The 18140-nt window shown below is 47.0% G+C and carries 19 protein-coding genes; 18 read left to right on the top strand and 1 reads right to left on the bottom strand.

Annotation, left to right across the window (positions count from 1 at the left end):
• Positions 1 to 94: 94 nt before the first annotated feature.
• The 9 genes from ribD to ytfJ all read left to right on the top strand — a co-directional run bounded on the left by ribD (position 95) and on the right by ytfJ (position 7128).
• Entirely contained in the window at positions 95 to 1204 is a 1110-nt protein-coding gene (gene ribD, locus AC58UW_RS12895) for a bifunctional diaminohydroxyphosphoribosylaminopyrimidine deaminase/5-amino-6-(5-phosphoribosylamino)uracil reductase RibD (protein ID WP_497421042.1), read from the top strand.
• A 16-nt stretch (positions 1205 to 1220) separates the two neighbouring features.
• Positions 1221 to 1892, top strand: a complete 672-nt coding sequence (gene ribE, locus AC58UW_RS12890) for a riboflavin synthase (protein WP_497421041.1) — start codon at positions 1221 to 1223, stop codon at positions 1890 to 1892.
• Positions 1893 to 1935: 43 nt separating this feature from the next.
• Positions 1936 to 3162: a bifunctional 3,4-dihydroxy-2-butanone-4-phosphate synthase/GTP cyclohydrolase II gene (locus tag AC58UW_RS12885; RefSeq protein ID WP_497421040.1), complete on the top strand. Its 1227-nt coding sequence runs from the start codon at positions 1936 to 1938 to the stop codon at positions 3160 to 3162.
• A 50-nt stretch (positions 3163 to 3212) separates the two neighbouring features.
• Positions 3213 to 3683, top strand: coding sequence for a 6,7-dimethyl-8-ribityllumazine synthase (gene ribH / locus AC58UW_RS12880; protein WP_497421039.1), 471 nt, complete (start codon positions 3213 to 3215; stop codon positions 3681 to 3683).
• Positions 3683 to 4321, top strand: coding sequence for a site-2 protease family protein (locus AC58UW_RS12875; protein ID WP_497421038.1), 639 nt, complete (start codon positions 3683 to 3685; stop codon positions 4319 to 4321). Before ribH ends, AC58UW_RS12875 begins: the two co-directional genes overlap by 1 nt.
• 15 nt (positions 4322 to 4336) lie before the next feature.
• Positions 4337 to 5128, top strand: a complete 792-nt coding sequence (locus tag AC58UW_RS12870; protein WP_497421037.1) for a segregation and condensation protein A — start codon at positions 4337 to 4339, stop codon at positions 5126 to 5128.
• The gene (gene scpB / locus AC58UW_RS12865; RefSeq protein WP_497421036.1) at positions 5112 to 5714 is read left to right on the top strand and encodes an SMC-Scp complex subunit ScpB; all 603 of its coding nucleotides are present in this window, start codon (positions 5112 to 5114) and stop codon (positions 5712 to 5714) included. Before AC58UW_RS12870 ends, scpB begins: the two co-directional genes overlap by 17 nt.
• Positions 5715 to 5814: 100 nt before the next feature.
• Positions 5815 to 6516 carry a DUF2953 domain-containing protein gene (locus AC58UW_RS12860; RefSeq protein WP_497421035.1) on the top strand — a complete coding sequence of 234 codons (702 nt, stop codon included), beginning with the start codon at positions 5815 to 5817 and terminating at the stop codon, positions 6514 to 6516.
• Positions 6517 to 6633: 117 nt separating this feature from the next.
• Complete coding sequence (ytfJ, locus tag AC58UW_RS12855; protein WP_497421034.1) at positions 6634 to 7128, top strand: GerW family sporulation protein; 495 nt, start codon at positions 6634 to 6636, stop codon at positions 7126 to 7128.
• A 52-nt stretch (positions 7129 to 7180) separates the two neighbouring features.
• Here ytfJ and AC58UW_RS12850 read toward each other — a convergent pair whose 3' ends face one another.
• Positions 7181 to 8476, bottom strand: coding sequence for an ArsB/NhaD family transporter (locus AC58UW_RS12850; protein ID WP_497421033.1), 1296 nt, complete (start codon positions 8474 to 8476; stop codon positions 7181 to 7183).
• A gap of 235 nt (positions 8477 to 8711) precedes the next feature.
• Here AC58UW_RS12850 and AC58UW_RS12845 point away from each other — a divergent pair, with 235 nt between their 5' ends.
• The 9 genes from AC58UW_RS12845 (at position 8712) to AC58UW_RS12805 (ending at position 18101) form a co-directional block, all read left to right on the top strand.
• Entirely contained in the window at positions 8712 to 9905 is a 1194-nt protein-coding gene (locus AC58UW_RS12845) for a D-alanyl-D-alanine carboxypeptidase family protein (protein WP_497421032.1), read from the top strand.
• A gap of 25 nt (positions 9906 to 9930) precedes the next feature.
• Positions 9931 to 10530, top strand: a complete 600-nt coding sequence (locus AC58UW_RS12840) for a nucleoside recognition domain-containing protein (protein WP_497421031.1) — start codon at positions 9931 to 9933, stop codon at positions 10528 to 10530.
• Between the two features lie 6 nt (positions 10531 to 10536).
• On the top strand, positions 10537 to 11070 hold the full coding sequence (locus AC58UW_RS12835) for a spore maturation protein (protein ID WP_497421030.1): 534 nt from the start codon (positions 10537 to 10539) through the stop codon (positions 11068 to 11070).
• Between the two features lie 61 nt (positions 11071 to 11131).
• On the top strand, positions 11132 to 11878 hold the full coding sequence (locus AC58UW_RS12830) for a pseudouridine synthase (RefSeq protein ID WP_127451187.1): 747 nt from the start codon (positions 11132 to 11134) through the stop codon (positions 11876 to 11878).
• A gap of 86 nt (positions 11879 to 11964) precedes the next feature.
• The gene (locus tag AC58UW_RS12825; protein ID WP_497421029.1) at positions 11965 to 12498 is read left to right on the top strand and encodes a redoxin domain-containing protein; all 534 of its coding nucleotides are present in this window, start codon (positions 11965 to 11967) and stop codon (positions 12496 to 12498) included.
• A gap of 35 nt (positions 12499 to 12533) precedes the next feature.
• A complete protein-coding gene (gene resB, locus AC58UW_RS12820; RefSeq protein ID WP_497421028.1) occupies positions 12534 to 14195 on the top strand; it encodes a cytochrome c biogenesis protein ResB in 1662 nt (553 codons plus the stop codon).
• The gene (ccsA, locus tag AC58UW_RS12815) at positions 14192 to 15451 is read left to right on the top strand and encodes a cytochrome c biogenesis protein CcsA (RefSeq protein ID WP_497421027.1); all 1260 of its coding nucleotides are present in this window, start codon (positions 14192 to 14194) and stop codon (positions 15449 to 15451) included. Before resB ends, ccsA begins: the two co-directional genes overlap by 4 nt.
• 39 nt (positions 15452 to 15490) lie before the next feature.
• Complete coding sequence (locus AC58UW_RS12810; protein ID WP_497421026.1) at positions 15491 to 16204, top strand: response regulator transcription factor; 714 nt, start codon at positions 15491 to 15493, stop codon at positions 16202 to 16204.
• 1 nt (position 16205) lies between these two features.
• Positions 16206 to 18101 carry a HAMP domain-containing sensor histidine kinase gene (locus AC58UW_RS12805; RefSeq protein ID WP_497421025.1) on the top strand — a complete coding sequence of 632 codons (1896 nt, stop codon included), beginning with the start codon at positions 16206 to 16208 and terminating at the stop codon, positions 18099 to 18101.
• The last annotated feature ends 39 nt before the right edge of the window (positions 18102 to 18140 follow it).

Raw genomic sequence — 18140 nt, 5'->3', positions numbered from 1 at the left:
CGTGTTACCTAAACAATCTCTGGCCCCTATCCGATATACGGAGGGGTCTTTTTGCATTCTATTTCAAATTAGCTTGGAAAGGCAGTGAACACACATGCATGTCTTGAATGATGAAGCTTACATGAGGCTGGCTCTGCAAATGGCCGAGAGTGCTCTTGGCCAAACAGGGATTAATCCCGTTGTCGGATGCGTGCTGGTGAAAGAGGGACGTATCGTGGGAATGGGGGCGCATCTAAAGCGCGGACATGGCCATGCTGAGGTTCTTGCCTTGCAGATGGCAGGCGAGGAAGCAAGGGGCAGTACGGCGTATGTCACACTCGAGCCTTGCAGCCACTACGGTAAGACGCCGCCCTGCAGCGACCGTCTCATTGAAGCCGGTGTTACTCGTGTTGTCGTCGCGCGCACCGACCCGAACCCGCAGGTTGCGGGCACGGGGATCGCCAAACTGCGTGCCCATGGCATAGACGTGTCTTTTGGGCTACTGGGAGAGGAAGCCTCAGCCATGAATGAGGCTTTCAATAAATACATTGTCACGCGTATGCCCTTCGTGACACTGAAAACGGCTAGCACGCTCGACGGCCGCATTGCCTCCAAAACAGGCGACAGCAAATGGATCACGTCGCCTGCATCGCGCGCATTCGTGCATACCCTGCGCCATCGGCATCAGGGTATCATGGTTGGCGTCGATACCGTCATCGCCGACGACCCGCGCTTAAGCGCGCGCGGCGACGTACCGGCTGTGCAGCCGGTACGGATCGTCGCGGACTCGCGCTTGCGAGTCCCGCTGGGCGCCCAGGTGCTCACCGAGCAGGAGCGTCAGCCGACGATCCTGCTCGCCACCGCACAGGCGCCCGCAGAGCGGCGTGCCGCGCTGGAAGCGCGCGGCATCACGGTCCTCACCTGCGGGGACGGCCCGCAGGTGGACCTGACGCTCGCCATGCGGCAGCTCGGCGAGCGCGAGATCGGCTCCATCCTCCTCGAGGGTGGAGGCAAGCTTAGCGGCGCCATGCTGGAGCGGCGCCTGCTGGATAAGCTGGTGCTGATGTTTGCGCCGAAAATTATCGGCGGCGGGCAGGCAGCACCCATGAACATCACCTTCGAAGGCTTCGCGAAGATGGATGATGCAATTACGCTCGACCGGTTAAAGGTCGAGCAGTTCGGACCGGATGTATGCCTAACCGGGTATCCGATTTATCAGAGCTAACGAGTGGAGGGCTGTCATGTTTACCGGCATTATTGAAGAAATCGGCCACATGCGCCGCATTCATAGCGTAGGTCAAGCTATGGTATTAACGATTGGTGCGAGTAAAATCCTGGAGGACGTCCATCTGGGGGACAGCATTTCGGTGAATGGCGTTTGTCTGACAGTCATTTCGTTTGATAAGGAATCTTTCTCCGTAGACGTGATGCCGGAAACGTACCGGAAGACGAATTTGCGCAAGCTGCAAGCCGGCACGCGCGTGAATTTGGAGCGAGCGATGGCGGCGAACGGCCGCTTCGGCGGTCACATTGTGCAAGGACATGTGGATTCAACAGCAACGATCATTTCGCGTATTCCAGAAGAAAATGCGGTTGTTTATCGGTTCGAACCAGAGGATAAACACATTTTCCGATATATCATAGCTGGCGGTTCGATCACCATTGACGGGATCTCCCTAACGGTTGTCGATGTCACAGAGCGTGACCTAGCCGTTTCGATCATTCCGCATACACTGGCTCAAACCGTTCTGCATGATAAAAAAGCAGGAGATACGATTAACATGGAATGCGATGTTCTGGGCAAATATATGGAACGACTGCTAAAGTTCGGTCCTGCTGATGCCTCAGAAGGTGGCGGTAAAAAGCAAAGCACACTTACCGCGAGCTTTCTGGCGGATCATGGCTTTATGTAATGGCGGCTAGCTTACAAAGATAGTTTGGTTAGGAGAGGTGAATATGACAGAAATTAAATTCAGTACAATCGAAGAGGCACTGAAGGATCTCAGTTTAGGGAAAATAATTATCGCTGTGGATGATGAAGATCGCGAGAACGAAGGGGATTTTATCGCACTGGCGGATAAAACGACGCCGGAAGTGATTAACTTCATGATCAAAGAAGGCCGCGGGCTTGTCTGCACGCCGATTACAGAAGAGCGGGCTCAAGAGCTTGACTTGCCGCCGATGGTTGCAAGAAATACGGATTATCATGGCACCGCCTTTACGGTTTCTGTAGACCATGTAGATACAAGCACGGGGATTTCTGCACATGAGCGTTCAAGAACGGTTATGGGCTTGATCAATCCAGATACAAGACCGCAGGATTTCCGCAGACCAGGTCATATTTTCCCGCTAATCGCCAAAAAAGGCGGCGTACTCCGCAGAGCCGGACATACAGAAGCAGCAGTTGATCTGGCTGTTCTATGCGGGTCCTATCCGGCAGCGGTCATTTGTGAAGTCATCAAGGAAGACGGGACGATGGCTCGGGTTCCGGATCTTATGGAAATTGCCAAGAAACATGATTTGCACATCATTACGATTCAAGATTTGATCCACTACCGCAATCAACAGGAGAAATTGGTTGAGCGTGAGGTCGAAATTAAGCTTCCTACGGATTTCGGTACCTTTAAAGCGATCGCCTATACGAACCAACTGGATAACAAAGAGCATGTTGCTCTTGTCAAAGGGACAATTGACCCATCCAAACCAACGTTGGTACGTGTGCACTCCGAATGTTTAACTGGAGATGTTTTCCATTCTCACCGCTGTGATTGCGGTCCTCAACTCGATGCTGCATTAAAACAGATTGATGAAGAGGGCAATGGTGTATTATTATATATGCGACAGGAAGGTCGCGGCATCGGTCTAATCAACAAATTAAAAGCTTATGCCTTGCAAGAGCAGGGATTAGACACCGTAGAAGCGAATATTAAGCTTGGCTTCGCTCCAGATCTTCGTGATTATGGAATTGGCGCACAAATTTTAAAAGATCTCGGCATTACGCAATTGCGTCTGTTAACGAATAACCCACGCAAAATTAAGGGGCTGGAAGGCTACGGCCTTGAAGTCGTTGAACGCGTTCCGATTCAAATGGCAAGCAAAGAGGACAATGTGAATTACCTGCGGACGAAAAAACAAAAGCTTGGCCATTTGCTGAGTTTCCATGATTCCGGCAGCGGGATCTGACCCTACACATTACGAATAACGGTTTTTATATAGAAAAGGAGAATGTAATCATGGCTACAATTTATGAAGGACATTTAATATCGCAGAATTTGAAATATGGTATCGTTGTAGGTCGTTTCAATGAATTTATTACATCCAAATTGCTTGGCGGCGCACAAGATGCTTTGAAACGTCATGGCGTGCAGGAAAGTGAAGTTGATATCGCTTGGGTACCGGGAGCGTTCGAACTTCCGCTCATTGCTCAAAAAATGGCAGAGAGCGGGAAATACGATGCTGTTATTACCCTAGGTGCTGTCATTCGTGGATCAACGCCTCACTTTGATTATGTCTGCAGCGAAGTTGCGAAAGGTGTATCCGCAATTAACCTCAAAACAGGCGTTCCTACGATCTTTGGCGTTTTAACAACAGATTCAATCGAGCAAGCAGTTGAGCGTGCAGGTACGAAAGCCGGCAACAAAGGCTGGGAAGCGGCAGTAACGGCAATTGAGATGGCCAACTTGACGAAACAGTTCACTTCCTAATGCTTTCTTATTATCATCTGGAATCACTGCTTCCCAGGCTGCTTGCCTTCCTGATTGCTATGACGCTCCATGATGCTGCACATGCAGGAGTTGCTTGGCTGTTCGGTGATCGGACAGCTCGGGACAGCAAACGCTTATCGCTTAACCCCTTGGTACATTTAGATGCCTTGGGGTTGGCGATGATTGTTTTTGGTCCGTATGGCTGGTCGAAGAAAATGCCTGTTGAGGCTTTGCAGTTTAAAAAGCCAAAATTTTATCATACAATCGTGTATGCAGCAGGTCCTTTTACCAATTTGCTGCTCGCTTTGTTCTTCTGGTGGCTCTATTTCTTTCTTCCATCATTTTTTGGAGGAGCATCCGAGTCGATCGTTGTGGAACAATGGCGAGTCTATTTGCAGTACGGTGTCATTGTCAATCTCATGATTTGCTTCATACATATGTTACCGCTTTATCCGCTAGATGGTTGGTATATACTGAAGGGCCTTATTCCTCCGAAAAATCAAAGATGGATGGATCGCAATCAGCGATATGCACTTATTCTTGTCATCGTTCTGATGATTACACCTACAGGCCAATGGGCATTGGCACATATTTACCCGTTTGCCGCGCAGTTTGTTATGAATATATTTTCACTATGACAAGGGGGAGATTACATGAAAGTTACCTATAAGTTAGAAGCTTTTGAAGGCCCCCTTGATCTTTTGCTTCATCTTATCGATAAAAATGAACTTGACATTTATAATATTCCAGTCAAAGAAATTACAGATCAGTATTTAGCTTATGTACAAGCCATGCAAGAGCTGGAGTTGGAGATTACAAGTGAGTTTCTTGTTATGGCTGCTACACTTCTCTCTATCAAAAGCAAAATGCTGCTGCCTAAGCCGCCTGTTATTGAATTTGATGAATATTTTGATGATATGGAAGACGAGCTTGATCCTCGCGCAGAGTTGGTCGCTAAACTTATTGAGTACAGAAAGTACAAGTCTATCGCTGATATGCTCAGAGATAAGGAAGTAGAGCGGAGCTTGGTTTACACGCGTGAGCCAGAAGACTTGACGCCATTCCTGCCTCATGTGCAGGAGAACCCAGTTGAAGGGCTGGACGTTGCTGATTTGTTATTCGCGTTTCAGCGGACTCTGCGCAAGCTGGCGAACCGTCATGTTGTTACTAGAATTCGAAGAGACGAGATTTCCGTCAAAGAACGGATTAGAGAGGTTATAGATTTGCTTAAAGTGAAAGGCGGCAAGCTGCTTTTCTCGAAATTGTTCGATTACGAAATGACTCGGGAAGAGATCGTCGTCACATTTTTGGCCATTCTTGAATTGATGAAAATGAAAAAAGTCGTATGCTATCAATATCAATTATTTGAAGATATCGTTATTCAAGCAAAAGAGGAGGTTTCTGACATTGACACTCAGTTTTCCGCAGATGAAATCAATTATTGAAGGACTGCTCTTTGCCTCTGGTGACGAAGGACTGGATGCCAAGCAGTTAGCTGAGGTCATGGAGCTTGATTTGTATTTGGTTCGTGATTTACTCAAGGATATGCGAACGGAATTTAAACGCAAGGGAAGAGGTGTCCAAATCGTCGAGGTGGCAGGTGCTTACCAGTTAACCACTTTGGCTGAGCATGCGCCCTATTTTGAGCGTCTGGCTTATACACCCTCTCGTTCATCGTTATCCCAAGCTGCACTTGAGACCTTATCCATTGTTGCTTATAAACAGCCAATCACAAGAGTTGAAATCGAAGAAATACGCGGCGTGAAATGTGATCGTGCTTTGGCTACCCTTGTAGGAAAAGATCTAATATTAGAAGTCGGACGCGCAGATGCTGTAGGGAAACCGATCTTGTATGGTACATCCAAGCAATTTCTTGAGTATTTCGGGCTCAGCTCCATCCAAGAACTGCCGGATTCAGGCAGCTTTCAAGGGAATTTTGATTTGGAGGAAGAAACGCGCATGTTGTTTGATCGGATGGGCGGGGACCAGAAACAAATTACACTGGATGATGTTTCGGAGGAAACCGAATAACGATAAATGCATTTCATTTCCTAAATTAGCTCATACTAACTCTACTTGCCAGAAGATATCTTCTAGCTGTAGAGTTTTTTTGCTAAGGGGGAGAATGGGGTTGTTGTGGGTAGGATTCGTGCTTCTAGTCGTCATCCTTGCCATTATCATTGTGCTGCTCAGTTTCATTCGGGGAGAGTTTTATTTCTCTAGAGTGAAAGATAATGACACACTTTCTTTGGAGATGCGTGCGTTATTTGGGTTAATCCGCTATCGTTACGTCATCCCCATAATACAATTTAAAGGATTCACGAAAGGGATCCTTATCAAATCTGAGGTTGTTAGTAAAACATACGCCAAGCTAAAGGATGAGAGCAAGGATCATATTACGAAGGACAAAGTGATTCAATTTTATAAAGAGACCAAAGACGTCCTTGTTCATACCCTAAATCTGTATGATTGGACGAAACAGACCTTAGCTAAGGTGGAGTGTACAGATCTAAAGTGGATTACACGCGTAGGCGTGGGAGATGCCCCGGAAACCGCTATTACAACGGGTGCGATCTGGGGGATCAAATCATCGCTTCTAGGCTTTACCATGCGCTACGTTCAGGTAAAGACAACGCCGCGGGTAGATGTGATACCGCAATTTAATGAGAAACACTTCTCAACGGAAGTACGGGTTGCAGCCCGAATCCGCGTCTGGCATATGGTTTTTGCAGGCATCAGGCTGATGGCAAGGGCATCTAAAGTAAAAGGCGGCATACGGACCTGGATTCAAATAGCTCTCAAAGCAAGGTCGAGACTTAAAACAGCTTCATGAATGTACATAACGATATTCCTCTAAGGGTACTCTAAAAAAGAACCAATATTGGTCTTAGACACTTAAGCTTCCGATGCCAGTTTTTAATGGCGAAAAACGCTAAGGAGGAATATTATCATGTCAGAACACCCGATTCAAGGACTCATGAAAGTCGCCATGGAAAATATCAAAGAAATGGTCGACGTGAACACGATTGTTGGCGACCCGGTTGAAACCCCGGATGGCAGTGTCATTATGCCAATTTCCAAAGTCGGATTCGGTTTTGCAGCGGGCGGCAGCGAGTTCGTGACCGATTCCGAAATTGAGATTGATGGCGGCTCGATGGGCAAAAGCGATGCGCTCAATGCGAAGGTTTCCCTTCCATTCGGAGGAGGCAGCGGCGGCGGGGTCTCCATTACACCTATTGCATTCCTCGTCGTTGGCAAAAATGGCGTTAAGGTTGTTCCTCTCGATAACCAGACGCATATTCTTGAGCGCCTCATAGATTCTGCGCCGCAGGTTGTAGACCGTATTCAAAGTATGATCAAGGGCTTCAACACCAAGACAGGCACAGTCGGAACAAACGGGGCCAACAACGTAACGAACATCGAGAATCAAAATTTCATCGTATAAGTGATCGGTTATCTTCTGGGCTGTCCTCTGTGACAGCTTTTTTTATTTATACTCATAGCAAGTAACGTAGATACACGTATACATGCGCAAGCAGCAAAGAGACCAACGTAATAGGGATGCCTACTTTTAAAAACGCCAAGTAACTAAAACCATTCCCCTCTTTGGCCGCTAAGCCAGCCACGATGACATTCGCTGACGCACCGATAATGGTGCCATTTCCACCTAAACAAGCCCCTAAGGCAAGCGACCACCACAGCGTGTTGATTGGTGCTGAATCTACGGGAATGCCAAGTCCTTCAGCCATATCTTTGATGAGAGGAATCATAGTGGCGACAAATGGGATGTTGTCAATGGTTGCCGAAGCGAGTCCTGAGCCCCAAAGTATGAGCAAGGAGGCGCTTTGAATGTTGCCATCTGTTATATCAAGCGCAAACATGGCCAGCTTTTTTATCAATCCAACCTCCTGCAACCCCCCGACTAGGCTGAATAATCCGGCGAAGAAGAAAATCGTCACCCACTCAATCGAGGCCAAAGCTTTTTCGATATCGTGTTCTTTTAATCCGAAAAGCATTAGCATAACCGCACCTGTTATCGCAACAACTGCCGCGTCTACATGGATGACCGCATGCAGCATAAATCCGATGAGGGTCAGCGCTAAGATGATAAGGGATTTCACCATGAGCTGCTGATCTTGGATGACCTCTCGCTCATTCATTTCCATCAGTTTGGCTTGCAGTTCTGGATTGGGATACATTTGCTTCCGGAACATGAGGTATAGCATGACAAGCGATACAAGCATAATGATTAGTGCAATTGGACCGAGATGGAGCAGAAAAGCATTAAACGTTAAATGTGGATTCGCGGACCCAATCATGATGTTAGGTGGATCGCCTATTAGCGTGGCCGTTCCTCCAATATTGGAAGCAATGATTTCAGCCATTAAAAAAGGGACAGGGTTTATTTCTAATATGCGCGTGATCGCGATGGTAACGGGGACAACAAGTAGAACCGTAGTTACATTGTCCAAAAGGGCAGAACCAAGCGCTGTTAACGTAGATAGTACGAGTAAGATCCTCATAGGATCACCTTTGACAGCTTTGGCTGCGCGTATGGCAACAAACTGAAATATACCCGTTTGGTTTGTGATACCGACTAGGATCATCATCCCAATTAGCAAGGCGATGGTTTCCCATTCAATGTATTGTTCGAATACTTTGTGGACATCCAGAATACCCGCGAAAACCATGATCACAGCACCCAATAAAGCGATCACAGCACGATTGACTTTTTCCGAAATAATGAATGCATAAGTGATTAAAAAAATAATTAAAGCAACCCAAGTTAGCATAGTTGACCTCCATCTTCTTCCGTTTTAGTAACCTTATTTCTCGGGAGTAAGCGAAAAATGGCAAAAAGGAGCCTGCAATGACAGGCTCCTCCGGTGATCACGTTATTCAATTTGAACTCATTATACCGATTGATTCTCCTTTTGTAAATAACAGGACTTGGACATATCCCCATTTCAAAAGCATATACTTGTACAAAGTTTTTGTCTTGTCTATTTGGTAAGTAGGGGGATAACGATGAAGAAAAGAGTCAGGTTCATCATCTTGTGCAGCGCATTGATCAGTCTATTGCTCGCACCTTGGGCGCAAGTGGAAGCAGCGCCGCCAGGCATTCGTACCAATGCGGTTGGCGCCTCGCTAATTGACGTGGAGTCCGGACGCATCCTTTATAGTGAAAAAGGGGACACGCCTATGCGGATCGCCTCCTTGACCAAAATTATGACCGCCATTATCGCGATTGAACAAGGGAAGTTGAACGATAAAGTGAAGGTCACCAAAACGGCCTTTGGCAAAGAAGGCTCATCCATCTACCTGAAGCTCGGCGAAGAGATGAGACTGCATGATATGCTGTATGGCTTAATGCTGCGCTCTGGGAATGACGCAGCCACAGCGATTGCGGAATATGTAGGCGGAAGCGTGGAAGGCTTCGTTTACCTGATGAATGAGAAGGCGCGTTCGCTTGGCATGGATCATTCGCATTTTACGAATCCTTCCGGGCTCGATGAAGGTGAAGGCCATCGTTCCAGTCCAAATGATATGGCCAAGCTTACGGCTTATGCGCTCAAAAATCCTGTGTTCAAGGAAATTGTCTCGACCAAGTTGAAAAAGGTGCCAAACCCGAATGAAGCTTGGGATTATTCGTGGTTGAACAAAAACAAGATGCTCTCCCTCTTCGAAGGAGCAGACGGTGTGAAAACGGGTTACACGAAGCTGGCCAAACGTTGTCTTGTTTCCTCGGCGACCAGGAACGGCCAACAGCTCGCCGTCGTCACGCTCAATGATGGCGATGACTGGGCTGATCATGCAAGACTGCTGCAATACGGCTTTACTTACTACCCCCTGCAGACGATCGTGAGCAAAGGCGATGCTGTCGAAGGGACACCATGGGTAGCAGGGAGAACATTCTCTTATCCGCTAGCGGAAGGTGAAGCGGCGCAGTTGACGCATCAAGTGAAGCTGATCGATCCTGCGTCTACAGCGTTTCGATTGGCTGAGCGGGGGACCCTACAGTTTTCACTCCAACAGAAGCTGATTCAAACGGTGCCGATATACGATAAAGCGAGTCCGTTATTGCAAGCACAGAGCCAGTCCACGTTCTCTTTTCAAGAGAGCAAACCTTATCGAGAAACGCTGTTCTCGCATTATAGTTTAATTTGCCGGATGTTAATTCAGGAGTTGTTTACGATCTCTAGATCAGAGTGGGCGGACTAGAGAGCTCACAAGGAGGCCATTCGACATGGTGAATTGGATTTGGTTGTTTTTTATCGTCATCGGCTTCATTGTTGCTGCATTGAATGGGAATGTTGAAGCTGTTACGCAAGCTGCTTTCGACGGTGCGAAGAGCGGCGTGACGGTCTGCTTTGGACTGATTAGCGTGCTTGTTTTTTGGATGGGCATGATGCGGATTGCCGAGGATGCCGGGCTTTTGAGCAAGCTTGCCAGATTACTGCAGCCTGCCGTTCGTTTTTTGTTCCCAAGCGTCCCCAAGAACCATCCGGCTATCGGTTATATCATGTCGAACATGAGTGCGAACATTCTTGGCCTTGGCAATGCCGCAACACCGATGGGGATTAAAGCCATGCAAGAGCTGCAAAAGCTCAATGCGGATAAAGACACGGCAAGCACAGCGATGTGCACACTGCTTGCGTTGAATACTTCAAGCATCACCTTAATTCCTACAACGTTAATTGCCATACGAATGAATTATAATTCCGTCAACCCCGCGGAAATCGTGGGTACGACGCTCATTGCTACGATAATCTCGACGGCTGTTGCTATTTTTGTGGATCGATGGTATCGAAGGTCTCGCTCTCCCATCCCTCCGCTGAAAGGATGATTACGCATGTATGCCTTCGTTTCGCTCATCTCTGCATGGGCAATCCCCATCATGATCGTGTTCATCCCTTTATATGCGGCTTATCGCAAGGTGCCTGTCTATGAATCGTTCGTTGATGGTGCCAAGGAGGGCTTCGACACGGCGATCAAAATCATTCCGCATCTAGTGGGCATGATGGTAGCCATCTCCGTATTCCGCGCGTCAGGTGCGATGGATTTGTTAATTGGCTGGACGCGGCCTTTCTTTGAGAGCATCGGTGTTCCTACCGAGGTGCTGCCGCTAGCGATTCTACGTCCGATTACAGGAGCTGGTTCCCTCGCTTTTACGACTGATTTAATCGAGCAATTTGGTCCTGACTCTATGATCGGCCGGATTGCTTCTACCGTTCAAGGAAGCACAGATACAACCTTATATGTGATTACGGTGTATTTTGGAGCGATTGGCATTCGTAAGGCAGGGTATGCCTTGAAGGTCGGGCTTATTTCAGATATTGTCGGGTTCGTAGCATCGATTGTCATCTGTTATTTAGTGTTTGGATGAGCTGGCACTCTTGTGATTTGCAGTCAACTCCGTTATCATTAGCTTGAGGTGAAAGCGGATAATGGAAAGACTGCAAAAGGTATTAGCCGAAGCGGGGGTCGCATCCCGCCGGAAATGTGAAGAAATTATCACTGCGGGACGTGTACAAGTGAACGGTGAAGTTGTCACGACGCTTGGCGTGAAGGTGAACCCGGCTGAGGATGAGATTAGAGTCGATGGACGAGCTATCGGCCAACAAAAGAAGATTTATGTGATTTTACATAAACCAAAGGGTGTTATTACAAGCGCGACAGACCCTGAGGGACGTAAAGTAGTTACAGACTTCTTGCCTGGCATAAAAGAACGCGTGTATCCAGTCGGTCGATTGGATTATGATACGGAAGGCTTGCTCATTTTAACAAATGACGGTGAATTTGCACATCTACTCACGCATCCTAAGCATCATGTGCCGAAGACATATCAAGCAACCGTCAAAGGGGTGCCGCACGGAACGTTATTAGACAAGCTAAAAACGGGCATACAATTAGAAGACGGGATGACAGCGCCGGCTGAGGTTGAATATGCGGATGTGAATCTAGAGAAGAATGAGTCCGTCATTCAGATAACGATCTACGAAGGCAGGAATCGACAAGTCAGACGGATGTTCGAGGCGATTTCCTTCCCGGTCATTCGATTGAAACGGATTAAATTCGGCCCAATCTTTCTTACAGGCTTGCCAAGAGCGAAGTTTCGCCACTTGACGCCCAAAGAGGTTGAGGAGCTCAGGAACGAGGCTCTCAAGACACATAACGTTCAAAAAGGCCAATAAGAATTGGCCTTCTTTTCGTTATAATAAAGGTATTACCCTATGTGAAAAAACTAACATAGCTCAAGAAAAAGCGAAGGTGATTAATCGTGGGTGCAAGAAAGAAATGGGTACAGATCGGGATCTTTGCGATCGTGCTTATTATTGGCGTGTTTACCATTATTACGAATTTGTCGGCTTCTGACAGTAAAAAATATCCTCAAGTTGGCGACAAAGCGACGAACTTCTCATTAGTCGGCTTAGATGGCAAGACACATGAGTTATCGGAATACAAGGGAAAGCCAGTTTTAATTAATTTCTGGGGAACTTTTTGTCCGCCGTGTAAGGAAGAAATGCCTGCTCTTCAAAAGCAATATGATAAATGGAGCAAAGAAGGCGTCATTTTCTTAGAAGTAAACGTCGACAAGAACAAAGTGACCGTTCAAGGTTTCATGGATCAGTATAACTTGAATCTGCCTGTGCTGTTGGATGCGAAGGAAATTGTGCGCAAGCAGTATGGCGTAATGGACTATCCGACGACCTTCTTTATTGGTGCAGACGGCAAAGTAGCCGTCAAAAAAATTGGGCAAATGACAGAAGCTTTTGTTGATGAAACGCTTGCGAAGCTTGCTGTTAAGTCTTAATAAGATTGAATGCTTAGAGTTTTCAGGAGGTCATCATGTTCTACAACACCAAATGCGATTGTGGGCATCAGAACCCCACAGGAACTACGCTCTGTGAATCCTGCGGAAATCCGCTGATCGATACGGATGGCAGAGATATACTCGAAATGCGCTACGACGGTATGGCTCGCCGCTCGCAGAAATCAAACCCCTCTATTTTAGATAAAGTCTGGAATTTCTTCTCCTCGGTTAAAATAGCGGTATGGATTATTTTCGTCACCTTGCTGGCTTCTGCCGTTGGCACGATATATCCGCAAGAAAATACGTTTTTGGATATGGATCCAGCGCAGTATTATTCGGAAACGTACGGGAAATTGGGAACGATTTATCACTTTCTGGGTCTCTCGCACACATTTAACTCATGGTGGTTTATCACCTTGCTCTTTATGATCGGAACGTCACTTGTTATCTGCAGTTTAGACCGGGTATTGCCGCTCTACCGCGCTTTATCCAAGCAGCAAATCCGCAAGCATCTTAATTTCTTGACTCGGCAAAAGGTAACCCTGGTGACAGATTTACCACAAGGAACAGATGAAGAAGCGTGGACCGATAAGCTTGGCGTGATTTTACGAAAAAAAAATTACCGCATACATAGGGATGGGACGGCTCTGTTGGCCGAGAAATACCGTTTCAGCCGTTGGGGTCCTTATATTAACCACATTGGTCTTATTATTTTTCTGATCGGTGTCTTGATGAGAAGCATCCCGGGTTGGCACATGGATGAGTATATGGGCATTTTGGAAGGTGAAACCAAAGCCATCCCCCATTCATCTTATTTTATTAAAAACGAAAAATTCACTTTAGCGCTTTACGACGAAAAGGATTTACCTGAAAGCATAAAGTCCAAGGGACAAGTCGTACCCAAAACGTATGAAACACAGGCTGTTTTGTATCATTGCACCGCAAATTGCGATGATTCTACGAAAGAGCCGGTCTTGGAAGAAGTGCATAAAGCGAATATTTTGGTGAATCATCCTCTAGATTATAAAGGTTTGCAAGCGTATCAATTTGACTACAAAGCTACACCTCTTCTTATTTCGGTAAAACCAACATTGAGCAATCCTACAACGGGTGAGACATTTGGAAGTTTCGATTTACCGATGAATAACCCTAAGGATGTATATCAAGTTGGTCCTTATAAGCTGACTTTAAAAGGGTTCTTTCCTGAGTTTGGCTTAGAGAAAGGACAACCTATCTCCAAGTCGAATGAGCCGAAGGCCCCGGCATTTATTTTTAGCATTACGGGCCCTGGACTTTCTGCAAACGGTGAACCGTACTTGTATTTTCCAAGACAAGTTGACAAAGAAGCGTTCTCCCAAGATACGATTAACGGAGCGATCAGCCAGAAGCTGAAGCTTGCCGTCGGATCTATGGAAGGTGTACAGTTTGCGAACTATACCACTTACCTGAATATTCGTGTGGATAAAGCTATGCCTTATATTTGGGTAGGCTCAGCGATTTTCATGATTGGGGTCATTATGGGCTTCTACTGGCAGCACCGCCGTATCTGGATTCGCATTGACGAAGGTAAACTTACGCTCGGCGGACATACGAACAAGAACTGGTTCGGCTTACGAAATGAGGTTGCAGCAGCCTTAAAGAAAAATAACATGGAAGTACTGCCGAAATCATTAGACAATGGAGGGAACCAGGGGTGAATGTCAATTCAGTCAGCAGCACCTTTTTACTTATAGCGTTTTTTGTATACCTGGCAGCATTTTTGCTTTTCGTCCTCTCGATTACCGGTAAGAAATGGAGTAATCGTGATCCGGAGCAGCATCAGAAGCAATGGGGGTTCGCAGCCTTCCTGACTTCCGTTGTCGGATTTGCCTGCCAAGTGACGTTCTTCTTTACAAGATGGGCGGAAGGGAATCACATTCCGACTTCGAATATGTACGAATTCATGACCTTCCTAGGGATGATGATCATGTTTGCTTTCTTGATCGTTTATCTCATTTATCGCACACCGGTACTTGGTGTTTTCGCATTGCCGATCGGCTTTATTATCATTGCTTATGCCTCTGTATTTCCTAGCGAGGTTCAGCCGCTGATTCCGGCACTGCAAAGTTACTGGCTGAAGATCCATGTAACGACAGCTGCAACCGGTGAAGCATTCTTCGGCGTCGGTTTCGCCGGCGGGCTCATGTATCTGTTGCGAGCAGTGGATTTTAAAGGTACGACCCAAACAGATAAACGTGAACAAAGAGGCGTTGAGCTTACACTCTTTTTCATCATAATGCTAATCGCTTTTATTGCTTCTATTTTTACATTTAACGGTTCAGGCTATAAAGCTGTATTTTCCAAAGAGGTTACGGTTATGGATGCGCAAGGCCAACAGCAAACGAACATCCAGAACGAGACTTATGTACTGCCTCCAATCGTGAAGCCTTACAATACGAAGGTTGTTGAAATGAAGCCATTCTTAGGCATGAAGGAACCGCTATTTACGGCACCGTCCTGGATGGAAGGCGCGAGTGCGGGACGTAAGCTGAACACGGTGATTTGGTCCGTTCTCGGAGGGCTTGTACTTTACTGGCTTGCCCGACTGGTTGCCCGCAAACCGTTAGGGGCCGCTATTGGACCTATAGTTAAAGGCATGGATCCTGAGGATCTCGATGAAATCAGCTATCGCGCTATTGCAATCGGCTATCCGATTTTTACATTAGGCGCATTGATTTTTGCGATGATTTGGGCTCAGGAAGCGTGGGGACGATTCTGGGGCTGGGATCCAAAAGAAGTATGGGCACTGATTACTTGGTTATTCTATGCCGTATTTTTACATCTTCGCTTATCCAAGGGCTGGCAAGGCAAGAAATCAGCTTGGCTAACCGTCATTGGTTTTATTGTGGTTATGTTTACATTAGTTGGGGTAAACCTTGTTATCGCGGGGCTGCACTCCTATGCAGGTGTATAAAACAATTCGAACTTAATTTAGATAAGGATGTGAAGCTCCATGGAAATGAAAGCTAGCATACTCGTTGTTGATGATGAAGAACGTATTCGCCGATTGCTCCGCATGTATTTAGAAAAAGAGGGCTATATCATTGAAGAAGCAGAGGATGGCGAGACTGCCCTGCGCATGGCGACAGAAACGGACTATGACCTCGTGCTGCTCGATGTTATGCTCCCTGGAATTGATGGGATTGAAGTGTGTGCGCGACTTCGCCAGGTGAAGTCTACACCGGTTATCATGCTGACAGCCAAAGGGGAGGAAACGAACCGTGTCAGCGGATTTGAAGTTGGGGCGGATGACTATGTCGTGAAGCCATTCTCTCCTCGTGAAGTTATTTATCGGGTTAAAGCGATTTTGCGCCGCTCCTCAGCTACAGCATATCTGGCTAAGGATGCAAGCTCAAGTAACAATATTGTGTTTCCAAATTTGATTATCGAACATGATGCCCATCGCGTAACCGCAGGAGGCCAGGAAGTGGCGTTGACGCCAAAAGAATATGAACTGCTGCATTACTTGGCTGTTTCACCGGATAAAGTATTCTCGCGCGAAGAGCTTTTGAAGGATGTTTGGAACTATGAGTTTTTTGGAGATTTGCGGACAGTCGATACCCATGTCAAAAGACTCCGTGAAAAATTAAACAAAGTTTCCCCGGATGCTGCTGCGATGATTACAACGGTGTGGGGAGTAGGCTATAAGCTAGAGGTGCCTAAATAACGTGTTTATTTTCAGAAGCGTCGTAGGTAAGCTTTGGTTGACAATCATTGGCCTAGTTGGGGTAGTACTGCTCATACTAGGTCTTTTTCTTGTAAATTATATGGAAAATTATTTCTCCCAAGCCAAGGATCAAACCGCTAACATTGAGAAGCTGGCTCGGAATTTTTCAGATGAAGCCTCTCATCATATGTATAATGAACAGTTTTATCAGTTAAGCAACGAACTTTTAGGCTTTCAGGATGCGAAACTGTTGGTTATTTCCAAGGAAATGAAGGAAATGGTCATGCCATCCACGCTAGGAAATACATTAGGCGGTTTCCACGTTACGGACCTTTATACAGAGGCTGAACTTCAACGTGTATTTGCTGGTGAAACCATTGATAAATCGATTAATAAGTCTAAACTTGGTCGTTTAAAAGCTGGCGAAGAGTATCTGGTTGTCGCCGTTCCTCTGAAAAATTTGCAGGATAGCATTGCCGGCGCAACAATTATTTATCAATCGCTGCAATCACTCGAAGCGACGCAGTCCTACATGCTTAGATTGTTTATCTATGTGTCCATCGTTGGTTTTCTGATGACAACTTTCTTTGCCTTCTTCCTATTCGCGAAAATAACAAGGCCGCTTCAGCAGTTGAAAAAAGCTGCGGATTTCATTACCAAGGGAGAATACGGGACTAGAGTACCTATTATATCTAAGGATGAAATCGGCGAGTTGGCTAAGACATTTAACCATATGGGGGAGAAAATGCAGGAAAGCATCCGAGCACTCTCCCAAGAGAAAGAGCATTTATCGAGTATCTTGCACAGTATGACCGATGCGGTAATCACATTGGATGCGAATGGGTCTGTCATGCTCACCAATCCGCAAGGGGAGAAAATCGTACAGGAATGGAGCGCCATCGAATGGTCGGAGGATGATGAGGAGACCAAACGCTACCGTAAGCCGGATACAGCGCTTGGTGATTGGGGATTAACGAGCTACAGCAATCCGTTCTTGGTTCCGATTCCCGTCCCCCTGATACCACTTTTTGAAGCGGCCGTAGACGAATCAACGGAAGCCGCAACCAAGCTGCATGTGCAGAACTACGTATGGTCTGTCGCCATGACTCCTTTATACATGAGCGAACAAAGCGATGAAGTGCGCGGCGCGGTAGCGGTTCTCCGTAATGTTACGGAAGAAGAGCTCCTCGACAAGCTGCGCAAAGATTTCGTGGCGAACGTGTCGCATGAGCTTCGTACGCCGATCTCGATGCTGCAGGGCTATAGCGAAGCCCTGCTGGATGACATTCCCTCCACGCCGGAGGAGCGCGTGGAGCTTGTGCAGGTCATCCACGACGAGTCGCTCCGCATGGGGCGCCTCGTCCGTGACCTGCTCGATCTGGCGCGGATGGAAGCCGGCCATCTCGAGCTGGCAATCAGTGAGGTCGATGTCGACTCACTGATTCGCCGGATGCACCGCAAGTTTTCGGTGCTGGCCAAAGAGCGAGGCATCGCGCTAAGCATGTCGCTGCCGGATAAACCGCTCATCCTTGAGCGAGGGGATGAGGACAGGCTTGAGCAGGTGCTGACGAACCTGCTTGATAATGCTTTCCGGCATACAGCCTCAGGGGCCGGTATTGCTATGAAGGCGGAGCCGGCTACGTTCAAGAGTAAGCCGGCGATTCGCATTGAGGTCACTGACGAGGGGCAGGGGATACCTGCCAGCGACCTGCCATTTATCTTTGAACGCTTCTACAAAGCTGATAAAGCGCGTACGCGCGGTTCATCGGGAGGCACCGGTTTGGGTCTATCAATCGTGAGAAATATTATTGAATCGCATTACGGGATTGTTACTGCGCAAAGTGTGCTGGGGCAAGGAACAACATTTACGATAATGTTGCCCTGTGAACCCCAATGATGTCACAATTTCGACACAAAAAGAGGCGTTTGCTGTGAA

The sequence above is a fragment of the Paenibacillus sp. J22R160 genome (assembly GCF_059692135.1).
The sequence above is the reverse complement of the archived record's forward strand: the minus strand, read 5'-3'. Positions and strand labels throughout refer to the sequence as shown.

What these genes read in the sequence shown, in the direction of transcription:
- ribD (WP_497421042.1), top strand. Translation starts at nt 95, where the DNA reads ATGCATGTCTTGAATGATGAAGCTTACATGAGGCTGGCTCTGCAAATG.
- ribE (WP_497421041.1), top strand. Translation starts at nt 1,221, where the DNA reads ATGTTTACCGGCATTATTGAAGAAATCGGCCACATGCGCCGCATTCAT.
- AC58UW_RS12885 (WP_497421040.1), top strand. Translation starts at nt 1,936, where the DNA reads ATGACAGAAATTAAATTCAGTACAATCGAAGAGGCACTGAAGGATCTC.
- ribH (WP_497421039.1), top strand. Translation starts at nt 3,213, where the DNA reads ATGGCTACAATTTATGAAGGACATTTAATATCGCAGAATTTGAAATAT.
- AC58UW_RS12875 (WP_497421038.1), top strand. Translation starts at nt 3,683, where the DNA reads ATGCTTTCTTATTATCATCTGGAATCACTGCTTCCCAGGCTGCTTGCC.
- AC58UW_RS12870 (WP_497421037.1), top strand. Translation starts at nt 4,337, where the DNA reads ATGAAAGTTACCTATAAGTTAGAAGCTTTTGAAGGCCCCCTTGATCTT.
- scpB (WP_497421036.1), top strand. Translation starts at nt 5,112, where the DNA reads ATGAAATCAATTATTGAAGGACTGCTCTTTGCCTCTGGTGACGAAGGA.
- ytfJ (WP_497421034.1), top strand. Translation starts at nt 6,634, where the DNA reads ATGTCAGAACACCCGATTCAAGGACTCATGAAAGTCGCCATGGAAAAT.
- AC58UW_RS12850 (WP_497421033.1), bottom strand. Translation starts at nt 8,476, where the DNA reads ATGCTAACTTGGGTTGCTTTAATTATTTTTTTAATCACTTATGCATTC.
- AC58UW_RS12845 (WP_497421032.1), top strand. Translation starts at nt 8,712, where the DNA reads ATGAAGAAAAGAGTCAGGTTCATCATCTTGTGCAGCGCATTGATCAGT.
- AC58UW_RS12840 (WP_497421031.1), top strand. Translation starts at nt 9,931, where the DNA reads ATGGTGAATTGGATTTGGTTGTTTTTTATCGTCATCGGCTTCATTGTT.
- AC58UW_RS12835 (WP_497421030.1), top strand. Translation starts at nt 10,537, where the DNA reads ATGTATGCCTTCGTTTCGCTCATCTCTGCATGGGCAATCCCCATCATG.
- AC58UW_RS12830 (WP_127451187.1), top strand. Translation starts at nt 11,132, where the DNA reads ATGGAAAGACTGCAAAAGGTATTAGCCGAAGCGGGGGTCGCATCCCGC.
- resB (WP_497421028.1), top strand. Translation starts at nt 12,534, where the DNA reads ATGTTCTACAACACCAAATGCGATTGTGGGCATCAGAACCCCACAGGA.
- AC58UW_RS12810 (WP_497421026.1), top strand. Translation starts at nt 15,491, where the DNA reads ATGGAAATGAAAGCTAGCATACTCGTTGTTGATGATGAAGAACGTATT.